This is a genomic window from Rothia sp. SD9660Na (assembly GCF_030064065.1).
In the GTDB taxonomy this organism is placed as follows: Bacteria; Actinomycetota; Actinomycetes; order Actinomycetales; family Micrococcaceae; genus Rothia.
This window is the reverse complement of record NZ_CP125946.1, coordinates 365,468-382,826: the sequence shown is the minus strand read 5'-3', so window position 1 is coordinate 382,826 and position 17,359 is coordinate 365,468. Positions and strand designations below refer to the sequence as shown.

Annotated in this window: 17 protein-coding genes; 8 read left to right on the top strand and 9 right to left on the bottom strand. The window is 57.7% G+C overall.

Going from position 1 to position 17,359, the window contains the following annotated elements; translation table 11 throughout:
* Nucleotides 1–2 precede the first annotated feature (2 nt).
* A complete protein-coding gene (locus QM007_RS01985; RefSeq protein ID WP_283490327.1) occupies nt 3–263 on the top strand; it encodes a hypothetical protein in 261 nt (86 codons plus the stop codon).
* Between the two features lie 36 nt (nt 264–299).
* Nucleotides 300–1,016: a glutamine amidotransferase gene (locus QM007_RS01980; protein ID WP_283490326.1), complete on the top strand. Its 717-nt coding sequence runs from the start codon at nt 300–302 to the stop codon at nt 1,014–1,016.
* 33 nt (nt 1,017–1,049) lie between these two features.
* Here QM007_RS01980 and QM007_RS01975 read toward each other — a convergent pair whose 3' ends face one another.
* Nucleotides 1,050–1,577 (bottom strand): hypothetical protein, encoded by a 528-nt coding sequence (locus QM007_RS01975; RefSeq protein WP_283490325.1) that lies wholly within the window; start codon nt 1,575–1,577, stop codon nt 1,050–1,052.
* A 117-nt stretch (nt 1,578–1,694) separates the two neighbouring features.
* On the opposite strand from QM007_RS01975, the gene QM007_RS01970 reads away from it, so the two are divergent.
* Nucleotides 1,695–2,345, top strand: a complete 651-nt coding sequence (locus tag QM007_RS01970) for an HAD family hydrolase (protein ID WP_283490324.1) — start codon at nt 1,695–1,697, stop codon at nt 2,343–2,345.
* An 87-nt stretch (nt 2,346–2,432) separates the two neighbouring features.
* Here QM007_RS01970 and QM007_RS01965 read toward each other — a convergent pair whose 3' ends face one another.
* The 4 genes from QM007_RS01965 to QM007_RS01950 all read right to left on the bottom strand — a co-directional run bounded on the left by QM007_RS01965 (nt 2,433) and on the right by QM007_RS01950 (nt 6,696).
* On the bottom strand, nt 2,433–2,936 hold the full coding sequence (locus QM007_RS01965; protein ID WP_283490323.1) for a Dps family protein: 504 nt from the start codon (nt 2,934–2,936) through the stop codon (nt 2,433–2,435).
* A 330-nt stretch (nt 2,937–3,266) separates the two neighbouring features.
* Nucleotides 3,267–4,316 carry a YrzE family protein gene (locus QM007_RS01960; protein ID WP_283490322.1) on the bottom strand — a complete coding sequence of 350 codons (1,050 nt, stop codon included), beginning with the start codon at nt 4,314–4,316 and terminating at the stop codon, nt 3,267–3,269.
* A gap of 328 nt (nt 4,317–4,644) precedes the next feature.
* Nucleotides 4,645–5,289 carry a hypothetical protein gene (locus tag QM007_RS01955; RefSeq protein ID WP_283490321.1) on the bottom strand — a complete coding sequence of 215 codons (645 nt, stop codon included), beginning with the start codon at nt 5,287–5,289 and terminating at the stop codon, nt 4,645–4,647.
* Nucleotides 5,290–5,313: 24 nt separating this feature from the next.
* The gene (locus tag QM007_RS01950) at nt 5,314–6,696 is read right to left on the bottom strand and encodes a 6-pyruvoyl tetrahydrobiopterin synthase (protein ID WP_283490320.1); all 1,383 of its coding nucleotides are present in this window, start codon (nt 6,694–6,696) and stop codon (nt 5,314–5,316) included.
* A 167-nt stretch (nt 6,697–6,863) separates the two neighbouring features.
* On the opposite strand from QM007_RS01950, the gene QM007_RS01945 reads away from it, so the two are divergent.
* Nucleotides 6,864–7,979 (top strand): VIT1/CCC1 transporter family protein, encoded by a 1,116-nt coding sequence (locus QM007_RS01945; RefSeq protein WP_283490319.1) that lies wholly within the window; start codon nt 6,864–6,866, stop codon nt 7,977–7,979.
* Between the two features lie 220 nt (nt 7,980–8,199).
* Nucleotides 8,200–9,156 carry an amino acid oxidase gene (locus tag QM007_RS01940; protein ID WP_283490318.1) on the top strand — a complete coding sequence of 319 codons (957 nt, stop codon included), beginning with the start codon at nt 8,200–8,202 and terminating at the stop codon, nt 9,154–9,156.
* Between the two features lie 160 nt (nt 9,157–9,316).
* Here QM007_RS01940 and QM007_RS01935 read toward each other — a convergent pair whose 3' ends face one another.
* The gene (locus QM007_RS01935) at nt 9,317–11,014 is read right to left on the bottom strand and encodes a cytochrome c biogenesis protein DipZ (protein WP_283490317.1); all 1,698 of its coding nucleotides are present in this window, start codon (nt 11,012–11,014) and stop codon (nt 9,317–9,319) included.
* A 219-nt stretch (nt 11,015–11,233) separates the two neighbouring features.
* Here QM007_RS01935 and QM007_RS01930 point away from each other — a divergent pair, with 219 nt between their 5' ends.
* From QM007_RS01930 to QM007_RS01920, 3 genes are all read left to right on the top strand, one after another.
* A complete protein-coding gene (locus QM007_RS01930) occupies nt 11,234–11,455 on the top strand; it encodes a hypothetical protein (RefSeq protein WP_283490316.1) in 222 nt (73 codons plus the stop codon).
* Between the two features lie 172 nt (nt 11,456–11,627).
* Nucleotides 11,628–12,203, top strand: a complete 576-nt coding sequence (locus QM007_RS01925) for a sigma-70 family RNA polymerase sigma factor (protein ID WP_283490315.1) — start codon at nt 11,628–11,630, stop codon at nt 12,201–12,203.
* Nucleotides 12,200–12,967, top strand: coding sequence for an anti-sigma factor (locus QM007_RS01920; RefSeq protein WP_283490314.1), 768 nt, complete (start codon nt 12,200–12,202; stop codon nt 12,965–12,967). The genes QM007_RS01925 and QM007_RS01920 overlap by 4 nt, the downstream gene beginning before the upstream one ends.
* A 156-nt stretch (nt 12,968–13,123) precedes the next feature.
* On the opposite strand, the gene QM007_RS01915 is transcribed toward QM007_RS01920, so the two are convergent.
* The 3 genes from QM007_RS01915 to sucC form a co-directional block, all read right to left on the bottom strand.
* A complete protein-coding gene (locus QM007_RS01915) occupies nt 13,124–14,842 on the bottom strand; it encodes a choice-of-anchor M domain-containing protein (RefSeq protein WP_283490313.1) in 1,719 nt (572 codons plus the stop codon).
* 218 nt (nt 14,843–15,060) lie between these two features.
* Nucleotides 15,061–15,978: a succinate--CoA ligase subunit alpha gene (gene sucD / locus QM007_RS01910; protein WP_283490312.1), complete on the bottom strand. Its 918-nt coding sequence runs from the start codon at nt 15,976–15,978 to the stop codon at nt 15,061–15,063.
* A gap of 33 nt (nt 15,979–16,011) precedes the next feature.
* Nucleotides 16,012–17,178 carry an ADP-forming succinate--CoA ligase subunit beta gene (gene sucC, locus QM007_RS01905; RefSeq protein ID WP_283490311.1) on the bottom strand — a complete coding sequence of 389 codons (1,167 nt, stop codon included), beginning with the start codon at nt 17,176–17,178 and terminating at the stop codon, nt 16,012–16,014.
* Nucleotides 17,179–17,359: the final 181 nt, after the last annotated feature.

Genomic DNA, 17,359 nt, shown 5'->3' with positions numbered 1-17,359 from the left:
CTATGAGCTGGGTTATCGCAGCTGCCCTGCTGGTTCTAGCCCGCTACCCGATGGGGCTATCACTGCTCCTAGCAGTGGGTGCATACTCTGCCACCCACATAGCCCTGCTGATAGCCTCCCCATCCAGCGAAGCCGCCCTTACCTTCGGGGTAGAGCTCCCCTTCATGCCCCTTCTCATAGCGGCCTTACTGGTTGCCCTTCTCTTGGCAGGCGGGCAGAGTCTTGCGTCCAGCGGTTATAAGGTAGGCCCCTCTCTCAGGTAAGCTATCTGTCAATCGCTTCACCTACAGAGGAGAACCATGACCTGCACCGCCTACGCTATTCGCCACGTTGCCTTTGAAGATCTGGGTATCTTTGAAGATTTATTGGCCGAACGCGGTTTTACCGTCGAATACCGTGACGCAGGCATTGACGCCCTCAACACCCCCGAGGTGCGTGAGGCGGATTTACTCATTACTCTTGGTGCTCCTATCAGCGTGAACGACACCCAGGACTACCCCTTCCTCTTTGAAGAAGTAGAACTCATCAAGGCCCGCATTGCCTCCCAGAAACCCGTGCTGGGTATCTGCCTGGGGGCCCAGCAAATTGCCCTAGCCGCAGGTGCCAAGGTTGACCCCACTGGCGCTATCGAGCTGGGCTACTCACCGGTAGAACTTACCGAAGCCGGGCACGAGTCTGTTCTCGCCCCGTTAGGTAACACCCCCGTCCTGCACTGGCACGGTGATGCCTTTACTCTGCCAGAGAGCTCCCCCAGCCTAGCCCGCACCCAGATGTGCGAAAACCAGGCATTTACTCTCAAGGATGCAGCAGGACGCCCCTACGCGCTGGCGCTCCAGTTCCATCTTGAGGTCAACCCCCGCCACATCGAGCAGTGGCTCATCGCCTATGCCGACTACATCAGGGCTTCGGAGCAGGATGCAGCGGTCATTCGCCGCGAGGCCTCCCTCTACGCAGAGAAGCTCACTACCGCCGCCACCGAGGTGCTCAACGGCTGGCTCGATCAGGTTAACCTGTAACGCCTTCCAGCGCATAGCAGTACCTGCCCGGGGCTAGTCGAGGAAGTCATACATCGATTCTTCACGCTCTAGCTGCTCCCGGGTAGCACCGTCGAGCCCGCGAGTGAGGGCTCGTGCCCGGCGGTAATCACCGATAGCTAGTAGTAGGGTGGCGATGGCGAAGGAGAAGGTGAGAATACCGCTGGTATTTCCAAAGGCAGCGGACAGCCCGATGACGTCGGGGCCCAGCAGAGCGGCAGCAGCTGAAATATTCTGCCCCTCAAGTCGGTCAGGAGCCACCATGCCAAAGAAACCGGCGAGCCCCCAGGTAGATGCCGCAACCGACGCGGTGATGGGCGGCGGTCCCGCCCGCCGACCGGCTTCTTGAAGTGCCATTTCTTTGAAGGAAAACAGGGCAGCTACCAGCAGAATGATCAGCAGGGCTGGCCCAAACGATATCGCATAGATGGGCACCAGCTCCCCTGCCGCACCGAAGAGGGCACGCCCGGCGGTAATCCAGGTTGCCGAGATAAAAGCCATAGGTACCAGCAAGTAGGCCAGGGCCTGCCGGGTGGGGCTCATTTGCCGCTGTAGACGCGGGTAAGCAGAAGCAGAGTCAGGGCTAGATGTAGAGTGCTCTTGGTTCACCCATCCATCTTAACCGGGCAGAGCCCCCTGCGGACGGGTAGGGTGGTATATATGAGCAGACTTGAAGCTATTTTCTTTGACCACGACGGAACCCTCGTAGATACCGAGCCTCTCTGGGCTGAGGCAAAAACTGCCCTGGCCGCCGAGTTCGGAGCCACCTGGACCGAACAAGATACGCTAATGGCCCTCGGTAAACCCGCCGCGGTGACCTTTGCCCGCATGCAGGAGCTGGGTGCAGATGTTTCTGCTGACGAGCTCTACGACCGGCTTAAGGCCAAGATGTCGGCTCTCTTGAAGGACGCCCGGGTCGAGTTACTACCCGGTATTGAAGCCCTCCTGGCGCAGGTAGCCGAAGCGGGCGTCCCCGCCGGTATCGTCACCAACGCTACCACCGAGGTAGCTGCCAACACCGCCATGCTAGCACCGGAGGGTCTTTTCAAAACTCTAGTGACCGACGAGCAGGTCACCCATGCCAAGCCCGACCCCGAACCCTACCTTATGGCAGCCCGCAATCTGGGGGTGAACCCCGCTCACTGCGTTGCGGTGGAAGACTCTGCCTCTGGCACCCAAAGCGCCATGGCCGCTGGCATGAAGGTGGTTGTGGTGCCCGGCCTCACCGAAGTTCCAGAGAACCTGGGGCACGCCCGCTACACCCACACGGAACTCACCCTTAATAAGATCCGGGCGCTAGTCGAGGGCTAAGAAGTACGTTGCCGCACAGAAAAAGGCGGGCCTATCGTGCGATAGACCCGCCTTTAGCGCGTAGTTCAAGCTATCAAGCTCTGAGGCTTACTGGAGGTTGCCACGGCCGTCTTCGAGGTGGCCACGCAGGAACCACTGGAAGAGCTCCAGCTCAGCGGTCTGGCCGATGAGCAGATCCTCGGTGATGGGGTCGATATCGCCCACCTTGGCGATAGCTGCACGGTGGTCTTCAACTACAACGTTGTAGACCTCGTTCAGGGCGCGGATATGGGTCATGGCATCTGCACGGTCAACGTCGTATTCAGCCCAGGTGCGTTTTTCAACCAGGTCACCGGAAAGACCGTTGGGGGCTACGCCCATGGTGGCCATGCGCTCTGCAATGGCATCAACGAAGCCGCGCACCAGGTCTACCTGGGGGTCGAGCATTTCGTGAACGGCGATGAAGTTAGGGCCAACGACGTTCCAGTGGGCGTGCTTGAGCACCAGGTGCAGGTCGTTCAGGGCGTGCAGGCGAAGCTGCAGTACATCAGCTACGTGGTGGCCTGATTCTTCGGTGAGGCCGGGAACGGTGAAAGATGAGTACTTGCTCATGGTCTGTCTTATTCCTTTCAGAGTGAGGTTGTTTATTCCTAGCCTGCCGGGGGTTGCGGTGCCCGACCAGCTAGCTGTTACCTTCTAGCCTACGCATCGGAGCGAATGCTTTCAAGCATTATTATGACTAGTTCACAATAAGGTCCTCCTAGCTCCGAGCTCGGAGAAGCCTTAGCACCAGGCGATGACAGCCTAACCTAATCACCCTCCCACCAGGTACTCTACACCCCAGCCCTTCCAAGTACCAGGTATAGCGGAAGGCTCACACCTTATCAACGATAAAATGTGAGCCTTCATACACTTTAGTGCGGAGATTATCCTCGAACAGTACTAAATCTTGTCAGCTGAACGACCGCTCCGGGCACCAAAGAGGCCAGCAAGAGAAGTAATGATCAGAGCAAACACCAGACCAGCAAAGGTGTACATAGAGTACTTGGCAGTGTTGTCCATGGCTTCATTAGCAGCCACAACAGCCTGATCGAAGGTCTCCTGGGCATTGTTTGCCAGGTTGTTCAGAGACTCTTCAGTCTTTTTCACACCCTCTTCGTAGGAGGTGACGATGTTGTTTGCAGCTGAGCGTGACTCAGCGGCGGTCAGGTTGGTGTTCGCCTCAATCTCACGGGCCAGAGCAGCCTCGTCGATCTGCTCAGTGATGGTCGCGATACGGTCCTCAACATTGGAACGGACGTCGGCCACAACAGCAGAGGCGTCTTCACCGTCAACGATGATGCGCTGGGCAGCTGACTGCAGGTCAGCTACAGTGTCGTCCACCTGGGCCTGCAAGTAGTCAGGGTGCAGCTGTTCGATGGAGCTGTTGGCCAGGGCTGAGCGGACATCAGCGGAAACACCAGCGGTGTCAATGTCAATCTGGTCAGTGTTGATGTCCGAAACAGCGCGTGCTGCCGCCGATGAGGCATTCGATACCGCACCACCGGCCGCGTCGAGCATGTTACCCAGGGCACCGAAAGCTGAAGATACGGTACTAACGGCTAGAACAACAATGGCAATAACACCCAGGGCCCAGGTGAGGAAGCCGTGAATTAGACCGGCCTTGTTCGCGGTAAGACCGGCGATGAAACCAGCGATACCTAAAGAGAGGGCCAGGGAGAAGATGGTCCAAATTAGCAGACCCGTACCCACACCTTCGGTGGGGCGGTCAGCAGTCAAATCGGTGCCACTCAGCCCCAGGGCGGTACCCACGAGAGCGAAGAGCACAGACAGCGCTACGAAGGTTACAAGACCCGCGAAAACGCTACGCCATGAGATATTGTTACCGGCTCCAAGGCGGGCTTCCTGAGCGATAACCTGGCGAAACGAACCGCGGGCCGCACCTTTGGGGGTAGCGGCGCCGCGCTCAGCAGATGCGATATTTTCAGTCATATTTTCCTTTTAGATAAAGATGAAGATGTGAGCTATTCATAATACTCACGTTTCTTATCGAGAATAGTACACCGAGAACCACAGCACTAGTGGTATTCACCATAATAGGCCGCTGGGGGCCCCACAGTCGTTGGATCGCAGGGCCTGCCGCACCTCTTCACCCTGACTAATCGGGACTAACGCTACTAGTTAGCGTGGCATTTTGCCTCCCTGAACGATAAGCACGCTGCGCGCAGCTGGAAGCTCAAAATGGGGCTCATTTCACAGGCAAGCTTATTCGCTGGGCATGTCGCACACGCCAGGGGTACTTTCATCCCTTCACTCTTGCCTACAGGCGGGTTGCCAGGAACTCCGGGGATTGAATCTCAAAGATTTCTTCAGCACCCCGCGAGAGTGTGAGTGACGCCAAAACCTGGACCTGGCCCAGGGCCCTTGCATCGACCCCACGGTTAAGACGAGGGAAAAGACGCACCGTTATTTCTTGCCCCGCTGCCAGGGGCTGTTTGAGCACCAGTTGGGAGGCCCCCATAGGGGCGACAACTACAGATAGCCAGGACCGGGCCCCTGCCTCAACATCGCTGATCACGAGCGGCTGCTGAAGGTCAGTTACCAGTCCGGCGGCGTCTAGCCCACGGGTAATAATACTCAAACGACGCCCGGCAGGAATCACTTGGTCTCCATTATTGGCCAGGGTCATCGAGAGGGGCCCGCTATTCCAGGAGGTCCCAACGGGGCGCGGGACGGGAACCCCTGGTGCCGATTCCTTACCGCTAAGAGTCAGCCGAGCAGAGGCACCGTTAAACTCAATGGGACAGGCAACAGCCTGGATACGAGAGAGAGTGGGTCGGCGGCGTTGGGCGCCTTGCGTGCGAGAGGGCCTGGCCTGGGCCGAGGTGGACGAGGCGGTTACAGCCGCGGCGGCCAAGGCAGTTCCGGCAGTGAAGGCTACTTGCCGTCGGTTAAGGTGAATCATCTTCTCTTTCTTCTCCCCAAAGATTTAGGCTGCTGCAATACGGTAGACGCCGCTGATGGTCCCCTGCCACCAGGTCCCAAAACGGTCCAGGGTACCTACCATCTGTAGGGTATCTCCCCCTCCCAGCAAAATACTTACGTGGTCAGGTAGCTGCTGGGCGTGCAAGGTGGCACCGCTATCCATATCGATGGCAACGGCATGGGCGTATGCCCCGTTGGCTAGACCGGCCGGGCCGCGGCGCCGCTCGCAGGTGTAGATGATGTTGTCGGCATTCGAGTAGCGAGGTACAGCTGAGGAATACACGTCAGGGCGCGACCAGACCTGACGCAGCCCCCGGTCGGTGATGTCCCACCGCTCCATGCCGGGGGCGAAAAGGGCGCTAGCTGGGCGAGAAGGGCCGGCCCCGTCGGGGTACTTGGGGTAGGGATAGCCGAAGGTGTTGGCTCCTACCACCGTGTTACCCACACCAATCATAGAATTCTCGGTGCCCGAGGCACCTGGGGTAAAGAGCCCGGCTCGCCCCACCTCCTCACCGGTGGCAGCTCGATAGATAATTACGTTTTCTTGGCTGTCAGCATTATCGGTGAGCATCACGTAATCCGCTCCTCCTGGCCCAAAGAAAGTGGGTGAAGCCCCCGAGCCCCAGGCTAATTTGCCTGGCTTACGAGCGCTGCCGCGGTCGTACGGACGACTCCATAGCACTCGGGGAGCTCCACCTTCATCGGCGGTGAGCATGTAGATGGCGTGTGAGGTAACCACAGCTACCCCTTCGGGGCTGGCTGAGATGGAGTTGTCGATGCGTTCTCGTATGTCTGTTGCTCCCGAGCGGAGCAGGGTGGCGCGGATTGCCCCGCGCTGAGCGTCCACCACACCAACTGCCCCGTTCTTTGAAGCTACCCATACCCGTCCTTGCCAGTCCGGTACGAGCCCTACAACCTGGTCGCCGGGTACCAGGGCTAACATACGGTTAAGGTCTATGCGAGAGTCAACCCATAAGGTGCGCCCGTCAGGTGAGTGGGCAATGCGAATCAGGTGGTTGGTACCGTCAACGAGAACCATGCGGTTATCCTGGTCAAGATAGGCGTATACCCCACCTAACAGAGCTCCCTTAGGAAGCTCCAGGTGTGCCAACTCCTGGCCCCAACGGTCAAGAATCGCGATTTTGGGGACCAGCATGGCAAGGTTTTGTGAAAATACTTGGGTGCAGAGTACCTGCACCAGGTTATCTGAACCGACAAGAACGGTGGGGCAAGCTCCCCCTAGAGGGGTTTTGCGCACTGACCAGGGGCGGGCACCGGGGCCTGGTAGGGGGGTACAGTCTGAGGCTTGTGCGTCACCGTGCATGGTGGTGATGCCGGGGGCGCCCAGGTGCGGGTTGGGGGCGGCGTTGTAGGGCAAAGCGGGCATAGGTGACTTTCTACTCTGCAAAAAGCGGGGTGGGCGGGTATGCTCTGTTACGTCGTCTTTTGGTGAGTTCCCCTGTGTCTGTTAACGTCGGAGCGCGAACCCCACCCTACCAGTTAAGTTACCGGCCGGTAAACAGCTTGTGTCCCACGTCCTAAGGTTAACCCTTCATGCCACCTTCTGCCCCTCACCAGCCCATCCAGCAACCTCACCGCGCCCAAATCCGCCGCTGGCGCCGCTATTTGGCTGAAGAGATTTCCGAAGCCCGCATCTATGCAGCTCTCGCTGAGCGCACCGAGGGAGAGGAAGCAGAGATTCTCCGCAAGGTTGCCCAGGCTGAGTTACGCCACCAGAACCATTGGCGATCTCTGCTGGGCCAGCATGCCTACCCCGAGCCCCGCCCATCAGTTTCAGCCCGCTTCTTGGAGCTTCTGGCTAAAAACTTCGGCTCAGTATTCGTACTAGCTCTCGCCCAGCGTGCCGAAGGTCGCTCCCCCTATGCTGAGGACCCCGATGCCACCGAAGCCATGGCCGCAGATGAGGCAATCCATGAGGAAATTATTCGGGCCCTCTCGACCCAGGGGCGGGAGAAGTTGTCAGGCAATTTCCGGGCAGCTGTATTTGGAGCCAACGACGGGCTGGTGTCCAATGCCGCCCTGATTATGGGCGTAGGAGCTACCGGAGCGAGCAGTTCCATGGTGCTATTCTCTGGTGTCGCTGGCTTGCTAGCCGGGGCCTTATCCATGGCAGCCGGTGAGTTTGTTTCAGTGCGTTCCCAGCGGGAACTGCTCGATGCCTCCCGGCCCACCCAAGTTACCCTTGACGTAGCTCAAGACCTTGATATCCACCAAAATGAGCTAGAGCTCATCTACAAGGCCCGAGGCATGAGCGAAGAGGCCGCCCGCCACCGGGCCATGGAGCGATTCGGGTACTTTACCTGCGACTGTGACCCCTCACTTTCCTTTCAGTTAGGCGCTGAGGATGAAGGGCCCAAACCCCACAACGCCCTGGGAAGCGATGTCGGGGCAGCCGCCTCCAGCTTTTCCTTCTTCGCATCTGGAGCTCTTATCCCCCTCCTGCCTTACCTCCTGGGCCTCTCGGGCCCCTTGGCTATCGTGGTTTCGATGGCACTCGTAGGCTTTGCCCTAATCATCACAGGTGGAGTGGTGGGGCTACTTTCAGGAGCCTCCCCCCTCAAACGGGGTGCCCGCCAGCTAGCCATCGGTTATGGTGCTGCCCTGCTAACTTTCCTTCTAGGAGTCCTCTTTAACACTACCGTCTCATAAAATCACCCCCCACCCACCCCAACAAATTAAAGAAACCTCTGAATTTCCACCCAGAATACCGAGTGATATACCCCTCCCCCCCCCCGAGTTTTTACAACTCATATGTGCTAGATTAAGAGAGAGGTCCACTCTAAGGTGGAAGATTCACTCAAGCCCTATACAAACACTAAATTTTAGAGGTACTATCATGAACCAACCTGTAACTAACAGACGAACCCTCATGAACGGAGCACTCTGGAGTGCTCCTGTCATGCTTGCATCCAGCACCATCCCCGCTTATGCGGCATCCCCATCCTCCACAACTCCCACCTTGGAGTACGGCCTGTTTGTCACAGTCACCCACAACGGGGGTAGAGTGGGATATCAAGGCGCTCAACAAAGCAACCCGAATGTACCCGCTACACCCCAAGGCTATTGGGAAGCAGTAAAAGCAGGCAACAACCCTGAATCCGACTTTCAGTGGAGTGATGCAAGCGAAACCAAGAGTGGGAAATGGTTTAGTAACGGGGAAGGATCATTCACCCCTGTAACGAACTCCTCTAGCGGTAACCCAGCTGGCTACGCCACAACCAGTGGATTCTGGTTCTCTGCCCCGGTGCCGGCAGACCAAGCCCAAACAGGAAATGGTTACCTGGTGGGGTCGACAGCTACCCTGGAGAAGGGCGCAGTCTTTATCACCGATGTAGAAATTTATGTCCCCTCAAATGCCAGTTTCTTATTCGAGGGCAACCGCCAGGCCAACACCGGCATTCAAATTGCTGGACGGAAGTGGAACACCTCTAGAAGTGGCACCCTTAAAGACCTACCTAACAACGGTGCCCAGTACCTGTCACAGGCAGCTGTAGCCTCAACCTGGACAGCTGAGGCACCATCTATCACCATTAATCCCGATGGCAGTGGCACTCTCACCGGGCGTATCATAACGACTACTACGAAAAATCTTGAACTTGCCTATGACGGCAGAAATAATCGCTGGTATGCGCAAACTACCATCATGCCAGCAACGCTCACCATTAGCAACGCCTACAGCACCCCTCAAAGCAACTTTAAACTTACTTCGTTTGTACAGTCAGGCAGCCTGTACTACACCGCCCCGGCCCCTTACAATACGCCAGCTACTCATACACTGCCTCTCAATAACGCACTGACTACAACCGCTTTTGTGAAGGGGTGGTAATCCGCAGGTAGACCTCTTATAACGTAGAAGGATGAAAAGCTCTCCCCTAGGTGAAACCCGCCTAGGGGAGAATTTTAGTGTAGGAGAGCTCCCCCCTACCCCGAAGAGATTAGCCTATTCGTCAGCCCCACAGGCACGAGCAGGAGACTAGCACTAGGGGCTAAGAAAATGTCAACGAATAAAGACGCAACCCTTCGTCAACGCTTAAGGTGAGCTCGCCACTGCTGCGCTGGTCCCTATCGATGAGGGTCACAGCATTAGGAACCCCATTGACGGTAAAGGTACGCTGACCGAACTCGCTTGACTTATCACCGCTCACGGTCAGGCTCCCCTGACCCTCAACTACTACCTGCATCTGCAAGGCAGCGTAATCCACGGTGAGGGTAGCCCCGGGGCCCGCTTCGATATATTCAGGAGTCAGCGTCCACTGACCACCGAGAGTATAGTGACCGGGGGACGGGTCCAGCGGCTCAAAGGTGGCAGTTCCCTGCTGATAAGGCCCTAAGCCCTGGTAGTGCTCCGAGCGTTTTGTGCCCAGGTAGGTCTCTGGTGACCGGTCGCGAGCCCGCGGAGCCTCGGCTACATCACTGGCTTCAGGCAGCTGCATCTGGGGGTTAGCTTCACGCAAGAGATCACGAATCTGCTGTTCAGTAATTTCATAGCCACCTTCACCGTATTTGATAGCGCGAAGGGTACCCTGGGCGTCAATGAGATAGTGGGCTGGCCAGTAGTGATTCTGGTAGGACCGCCAGGTGACATAGCTGTTGTCCTGGGCGACCGGGTAGGTAATCCCTAGGTCCTTCGCTCCGGTGGCTACGTTATCGAGGTCATGTTCAAAAGCGTACTCGGGAGTGTGTACCCCAATTACAGTCAGCCCGTAGTCACGGTACTTCTCGTACCAGGCTTGTAGGTGGGGCGTAGCCCGCTGACAGTTGATGCACGAATACGCCCAGAAGTCGATGAGCACCACCTTTCCCCGCTGGTCTGAAAGGAGGAGGGGCTCGGTGTTAAGCCAGCCGGTGATGCCGGTTAGGGCCGGGGCTGGCCCGCAGTCTTGGAGCTGGCTGATGCCGTCCTGGCACCCGGCTAGATTGCCGGGGGAGAGTTTGCCCTGAGCAGATTCACCAATCTGTCGCTCTAAAGAGGCCGTGTAGTTAGGCGCCAGGCGCTGGATCCGAGCGGGGGCATCCACCACCAGTCCTACTGCAAAGGCCATCAGCAGCACACCCGATACAGCGCGCACGCTACGCTGGTGGCGGCGGAAGGCTTTGACCCGTTCAGTGATCCCGCGGCCAGCGAGTGCAAAAAAGAGCAGAGGGATGCTGGTTCCCACCGCGAAGGCTAGGGTGAGCATCACGGTCTCAGCACCGATTGTGCCTGTGGCTCCGGCTACGGTGATTGCGGTCAGCACCGGCCCGGCACACGGCACATACACCAGCCCTAGGGTTAGCCCCATGAGGAACCCTCCGCGCTGCGGCTTCACTGAGGCAACCGGTAGTCGACTGAAGGGCTTCTCGAGCAGGTGCTCCACCCGGGGTATGAGCAGACCAAGCCCCACCAGCATGAGTAGTACGATGCCGCTGATACGCAAGAAATCTTGGGGGAGGTTCAGAGCCTTAATAAGCAGGTTGCCCAGTAGGGTAAAGAAGGAGAAGCTCAGCACCAGTCCAGCCACTACCTGGTAAGGACGCCAGGGAGATACTCGCCGGGGTGGCGAAGTGCCGACGCCGGGAAGGGCTGAGAAAGTACGGGCAGAGTCGGCGCCGGTCATGAGAATCACCGGCAGGATGGGCAAAATACAGGGGGAAATCCCGGTGATGAAACCGCCAAGGATTCCTAATATCAAGAGAGTAACCATACTGACCTCTTCACTTAGTTCTTACGCTACTATTTCGTTGCCATCAGCTTGCGCGGTTTAACCAAAAAAAATTTCACTGATTTTTAAACCCAGGCCCTGGCCGCTCCGAACTAATCATGTGACCGCATGAGCCCACTCTGTGCAGCGGGCTCTGGGGCACCTGTCATTGTCAGCTTTTCGCATCCGTGCGAATCCTCTTAGTACTGTTGGAGTTCAATCATGACCCTTCCCCTCCGTAAAACCGCGATTCTTGTTGCCTCCTCTGCCCTACTAACCGGGCTGGTAGCCTGCGGCTCCACCAATGACCGTATGGAAGAAACCGGTGCCTCGACATCCCCCACTGCCATGATGGAGGAAAGCCCCATGATGGAAGAAACTGCCATGATGGAGGAAAGCCCCATGATGGAAGAAACTGCCATGATGGAAGAAACCAAGAAATAAGCCCCAACCCGGCAGTCCAAGCTCGTGTACCTGAGGTGGGGTAGCTGGCAGCACCGCCCTGTCTGGGTACACGGGCACCTGGACAATATGAGAACATAGGGAGATGACACAGAGGTTCTCAACTGGGTCTCACGACCACTTAGGGGTAGCACAGCACACGGCAACCCCCGGTTTGGCGCAAGCACTCAGTATTACCGATTCAGCCGAGCGTCTCAAACAGCTCCTCGCTTGCTCAGCTGCAGGAGGGCAGGACTGCTTTGAAGCTCTCTACGACGAACTTGCCCCGCTCATCTACACCCTGGCCTTTCGTATGCTCACCAATCAGGCCCACGCCGAAGAAGTCACCCAAGAAATCTTCTTGGAAGTGTGGCAAAAAGCTCCCCTCTATAATCCGGACAAAGGGAGCGTCAAAGGCTGGGTGTGTACTATAACACACCGTCGGGCAATCGACCGGGTTCGTTCCACTCAGGCAGCCTACCAACGTGATCTGGTAGAGGGCGCCAAACATTTCTCAGAAAGCTATCAGCCCATTGACCAGGTTCTCGAAGCTAGCGGCAACCGACAGTGGGTAGGCGGCGCCATCGAGCAGCTCCCGGAAGGTCAAGCACAAGTGGTGTACCTGGCCTATTTTCGCGGCATGACTCAGCAGCAGATAGCTGACCATCTTAATATTCCTGTGGGCACAGTAAAATCTCGTATGAAGCAGGCCCTCAACAACCTGCGTTGTATTTTGGGAGGTACGGCGTGACTTATGAAGACCAGGTAACCGCCTACGCACTGGGCGAACTCACCGAGCACGAACGCCGCCAGTTTGAAGCCCAGGCAGGCCCCGATCTCCTCGCTCAGGCAGTAAGCTACCGGGAGGCTCTCACAGAGGTAGGCATATCCCTTCCCCTGATCAGCCCCCCCACACGCCTCAAAGCGGCAGTGATGCAGCAGGTGCGTAACACTCCTCAGCCCCGGCCTACGCCAGAACTAGCAGACCCCACGCCGCCCGCCACACTCGCGTCCACCCCCTCAACTAGCCGCCTAAAGCCCTCGCTCTTGGCACTAGCTGCAAGCCTGGCGGCCATCATGGCCGGAGTGTGGAGCTATAACCAGCATCTCCAGGTGCAAGACCTTCAGAGGGACCTTGCCGCAGTTACCGCCCAGCAGCAGTCCCTGATAGAAGAAATCAGCATGGCCGAGGATGTCTCCCTCGCCAAAGGTGATATGGGCTCCTCAACGGTTTCAGTGCTCTACTCCCCCTCCCACAACATGGCCGGAATCACCACCAGCGGGCTACCGGCCCTGCCCGAAGGTCAGGTCTACATGATCTGGCTCTATGACGCTCACGGCACCATCGTAGGCTCAGGCACCCTCGACGTACACCACTCCACAACTACCCTCAGTGAACTAGTGGACCAAGACCTATCGCAGGTCGTCGAGTTTGGCATCTCGATTGAAACGATCAATGCCCACCAACCCAGCGCTAAACCCTTCATGCTCGATACCATGGGAACCCGCAGCTAAGCCACCTCTAGCCACCCGGCACGGGCCTCCAGCCTCCTGCCTTCCCTTCATCTTCTTCGGGCCACAGCTTCAGACCCCGGTGGCAGGGCACCAACGGGGTCTGATATCGGGTATCAGCGGCCTCCCCTTGCGGGGAAGGAGCCGCCCGCAGAGGGTCTAGCTACCTGCGTTGCGGCGGCCCACTAGAATCACACCGGTAGCGGCCAAGAGCAGACCTGTGAAGAGAGCCAGCAGCACCCCAACTGCACCGGTGTGGGCCAGAACCCCGCCTTCCTGAGACGAAGCGGTAGCAGGCGAGGTGGATGAGCTAGATGAGGTAGCTGCTGCCGAAGGGCTCGCAGTCGCACTTACAGCCTGGTTTACGGTGCCCAGAGTTGAAGCAGCCACAGCGGCAGCTCCCGTTGACTGAGCCGTTGGGGAGGCTGCGGCCACCGGCGAGGCAGGAGCCGCTACAGAGTGAGGCATCGTAGAAGGTACCGGGGTGGCTGACACGCTAGGCAGGGTGTGAGAGGGTTCAGCGCCCACCACAAACGTGTATGTGCCGACCTGGGAGGCAAGCCGCTGGTCACCGGCCTGGGGCGTACCAGCAGCCCGTACCTTTACCGTGTACACACCCGGTTCGGTAAAGAGCCAATTGGTGTGAACATGGCTGGGAAAGTTCTGGGTGATGACTGACCCCGAGGACATCTCGAACCGCCCATCGCTGAAGGGGGAGGTCAGGCCAGTAAAGGGTGAGGACTGGAAGAGCAGAATACGGCCCGGCCCGGTTACCGAAATAAACTCCAGGTCAATTGAGGAATAGTCGGGGGCAACAGCTGAGGTATCCCAGCCCATAAAAGGCAGGGTCTGCTGTGAAGTACCGTTTTCGCTGATGAAGTAGCCACGCTCGGCCAACTGCTGGGCGAGGGAGGCTGGCAGCTCGGTAAAAGCCGAATCGTCAATCAGGATAGTAACGCTCTCGGGGGAGCGGTAGACATAGCCCTTGCCAGTGCCATCTTTAGCGGCTAGCTCCAACAGCCCGCCACGGGAAGCAACGTTGAAGAGGTCAATGTGCCCCGCGCTAATGGTCACAGGCTCGGTACTAAGCTTTTCAGGCTGGGAGGCGGAGGTGCTCGGTGCAGGAGCAGTCGGTTCAGGAGCAGTCGGTGCAGGAGAAGTGGGAGCCGGGGTCGAGTCAACAGGGGCGCCGATTGGCAGGGAAGGGAGAGACGGGCGGGCATCCTGCTCGCTCTTTTCAACCTTGAACATCTCAGTGAAGGTCTCGGAGCGGAGCTCAGTACCGTCGTGGGTTACACCTACGGCCTGGCCAGTGATGGTGTAGGTCCCGGCGTGTTCAAAGTACCAGTGGGCATGGGTATGCCCCAGGATAGGTAGGCTAGCACCAGGTTCTATGTAGTAACGCCCACCTTCTAAGAAAGGAGCAATGGCAAACTCATCTTCTCCGCCAAGCGGGTCGTTACCGAACAAAGCAATCGGCCCAGGACCCGTTGCCGCTATGAAGTCAATTCGCATGGAAGCAAAGCCGTTATCGCGGAAGCCAGGGGCACTCCAGCCGGGCTCAAAGTACCTATCTGCGTCAAAGCTGGCGGTATAGTAACCTTCTGGCCCGCTGTGCTCGAGGCCCCTAAAAGTATAGCCGGTTCCGTAGGTGGAATCATCGATGAGAAAAACCACCTCATTGGGATCGTAGAGAGTGTTACGGATTCCATTAGCGACTTTGACTACTGGGGTCTTGGAGTCGGTGAGCACATAGAATCCATCGGTGTGGCCTTTACTAATCTCAATGCGGGAGTCAGCGGCTTGGGCTAGAGGTAAGTAAAAGGCTGCTAGCATCAAGGCCAGCAGGGCCACCAGCCCCCTATGGAGAGTATGCATACGTAATCCTTCGATAAAATAATGGCAATTGCTTGGGTGTAACTGCCACCAATTATAGCTTAATGATAATAATTATCATTAACAGTTTATACGGCCCAAGTTCTCTCCGCAGACTTCCCAGACCTAACCACCCCAAAAAATAACCAGGGCACGACAACGCCGGTGCCACCAGCTGGGTAGCACCGGCGTCATCATGCACAGCCCCTGGAGGGCAGAGATTAGCGGGAGGCAAAAATCTCGCGCATGAGCTGGGCAGCCTCTGAGGGGGTCTTACCCACCTTCACGCCAGCGGCTTCCAAAGCCTCCTTCTTGGCCTGGGCAGTGCCAGATGAACCGGAGACAATCGCACCCGCGTGGCCCATGGTCTTACCCTCGGGGGCGGTGAAGCCTGCAACGTAGCCAACAACGGGCTTGGTGACGTTAGCCTTGATGAACTCAGCAGCACGCTCCTCAGCGTCACCACCGATCTCACCGATCATAACGATTGCCTCGGTCTCGGGGTCAGCCTCGAAAGCCTCGAGAGCATCGATGTGGGTGGTGCCGATGATGGGGTCACCGCCGATACCAATAGCGGTGGTGAAGCCAATGTCGCGCAGCTCGAACATCATCTGGTAGGTCAGGGTACCCGACTTAGAGACCAAGCCAATCTTGCCCTTACCGGTGATATTGGCGGGGGTAATACCGACCAGGGACTCACCGGGAGTGATGATGCCGGGGCAGTTAGGGCCGATGATGCGGGTAATCTGCCTGCCGTCAGCGCCAACCTTGCTCTTGGCGTAGGCCCAGAACTCAGCGGTGTCACCTACGGGCACACCCTCAGTAATAACGACGACCAGGGGCACCTCAGCGTCGATAGCTTCAATCACGGCGTCCTTGGTGAAGGCCGGGGGAACGAAGACGATAGAGACGTCTGCGCCGGTCTCCTTGACGGCTTCAGCGACGGAGCCGTAGACGTTCAGCTCAACGTCGTTACCGGAGGCGTCCTTGTGGAAGACAGTGGTGCCGGCCTTGCGGGCGTTGACGCCGCCGACAATCTGGGTGCCGGCTGCGAGCATACGGGCGGTGTGCTTGGTGCCTTCACCGCCGGTGATGCCCTGAACGATGACCTTGGAGTCCTTGTTCAAAAAGATAGACATTGTAAAAACCTTCTAGTAATAATCAGCGGTGATTTAGGCGGTGTGGGCCAGCTCGGCAGCCTTATCGGCACCGGAGTCCATGGTCTCTGCCTGGTAGACCAGGGGATGGTTGGCTTCGGTGAGAATGCGACGGCCCTCTTCGACGTTGTTACCATCCAGGCGGACAACCAGGGGCTTAGTTGCCTTATCACCGAGGATTTCCAGGGCCTTGACGATACCGTTAGCTACAGCGTCGCAGGAGGTGATACCACCGAAGACGTTAACGAAAACAGACTTGACCTGCTCGTCGTTGAGAATGATATCCAGGCCAGCTGCCATCACCTCAGCAGAAGCACCACCGCCGATGTCGAGGAAGTTAGCGGGCTTGACATTGCCGTGGTTTTCACCGGCGTAGGCAACCACGTCCAGGGTAGACATGACCAGACCCGCGCCGTTACCGATGATGCCAACCTCACCGTCCAGCTTGACGTAGTTGAGGTCGTTTTCCTTAGCCTTAGCTTCCAGGGGGTTCTCGGCTGACTTATCAACCAGGGCCTCGTGCTCGGACTGACGGAACTCAGCGTTATCGTCCAGGGAGACCTTGCCGTCCAGGGCCAGAATCTTACCGTCGCCGGTCTTGACCAGCGGGTTGACCTCAACCAGGGTGGCGTCTTCCTTCTTGTAGACCTCGCCCAGCTTGACCAGCACTGCAGCGACGTCCTCGCGCACGTCCTCAGCAAAGCCAGCGGCCTCAACAATCTCGGCAGCCTTCTCGGCGGTGATACCGTCCATGGGGTTGACCTCAACCTTGGCCAGAGCCTCGGGACGCTCAGCAGCCAGGGTCTCAATGTCCATGCCACCCTCAACGGAGCACATGGCCAGGTAGGAGCGGTTAGCGCGGTCAAGCAGCATGGAGAAGTAGTACTCTTCAGCGATGTCTGCGCCCTGGGCAATCATCACACGGTGGACGGTATGGCCCTTGATGTCCATACCCAGGATCTGCTGGGCATACTCGTAAGCCTCATCAGCGGTCTTAGCGACCTTCACGCCGCCAGCCTTACCGCGTCCGCCCACCTTAACCTGGGCCTTAACAACGGTGACGCCACCGATCTTCTCAGCTGCTGCCTTTGCTTCTTCAGGGGTGGTAGCTACGATACCCTGGAGCACGGGAACGCCGTGCTTCTCAAAGAGATCGCGTGCCTGGTATTCAAACAGGTCCACAGGTGTGTCCTTCTTCGTCGAAGTCATGCCAGAAAGCAGTGCTCCCGGCGTTTACATGTACGAAGTTCGGTGCCCGCCCCATTGCGAGAGCTGGAGCACACAAAGCTTCTCCACAAAGAAACTTTAGCGTACTTACCTATAGGGGTGCGAACTTATTTCCCTCTGAATGAAACAAACCTGT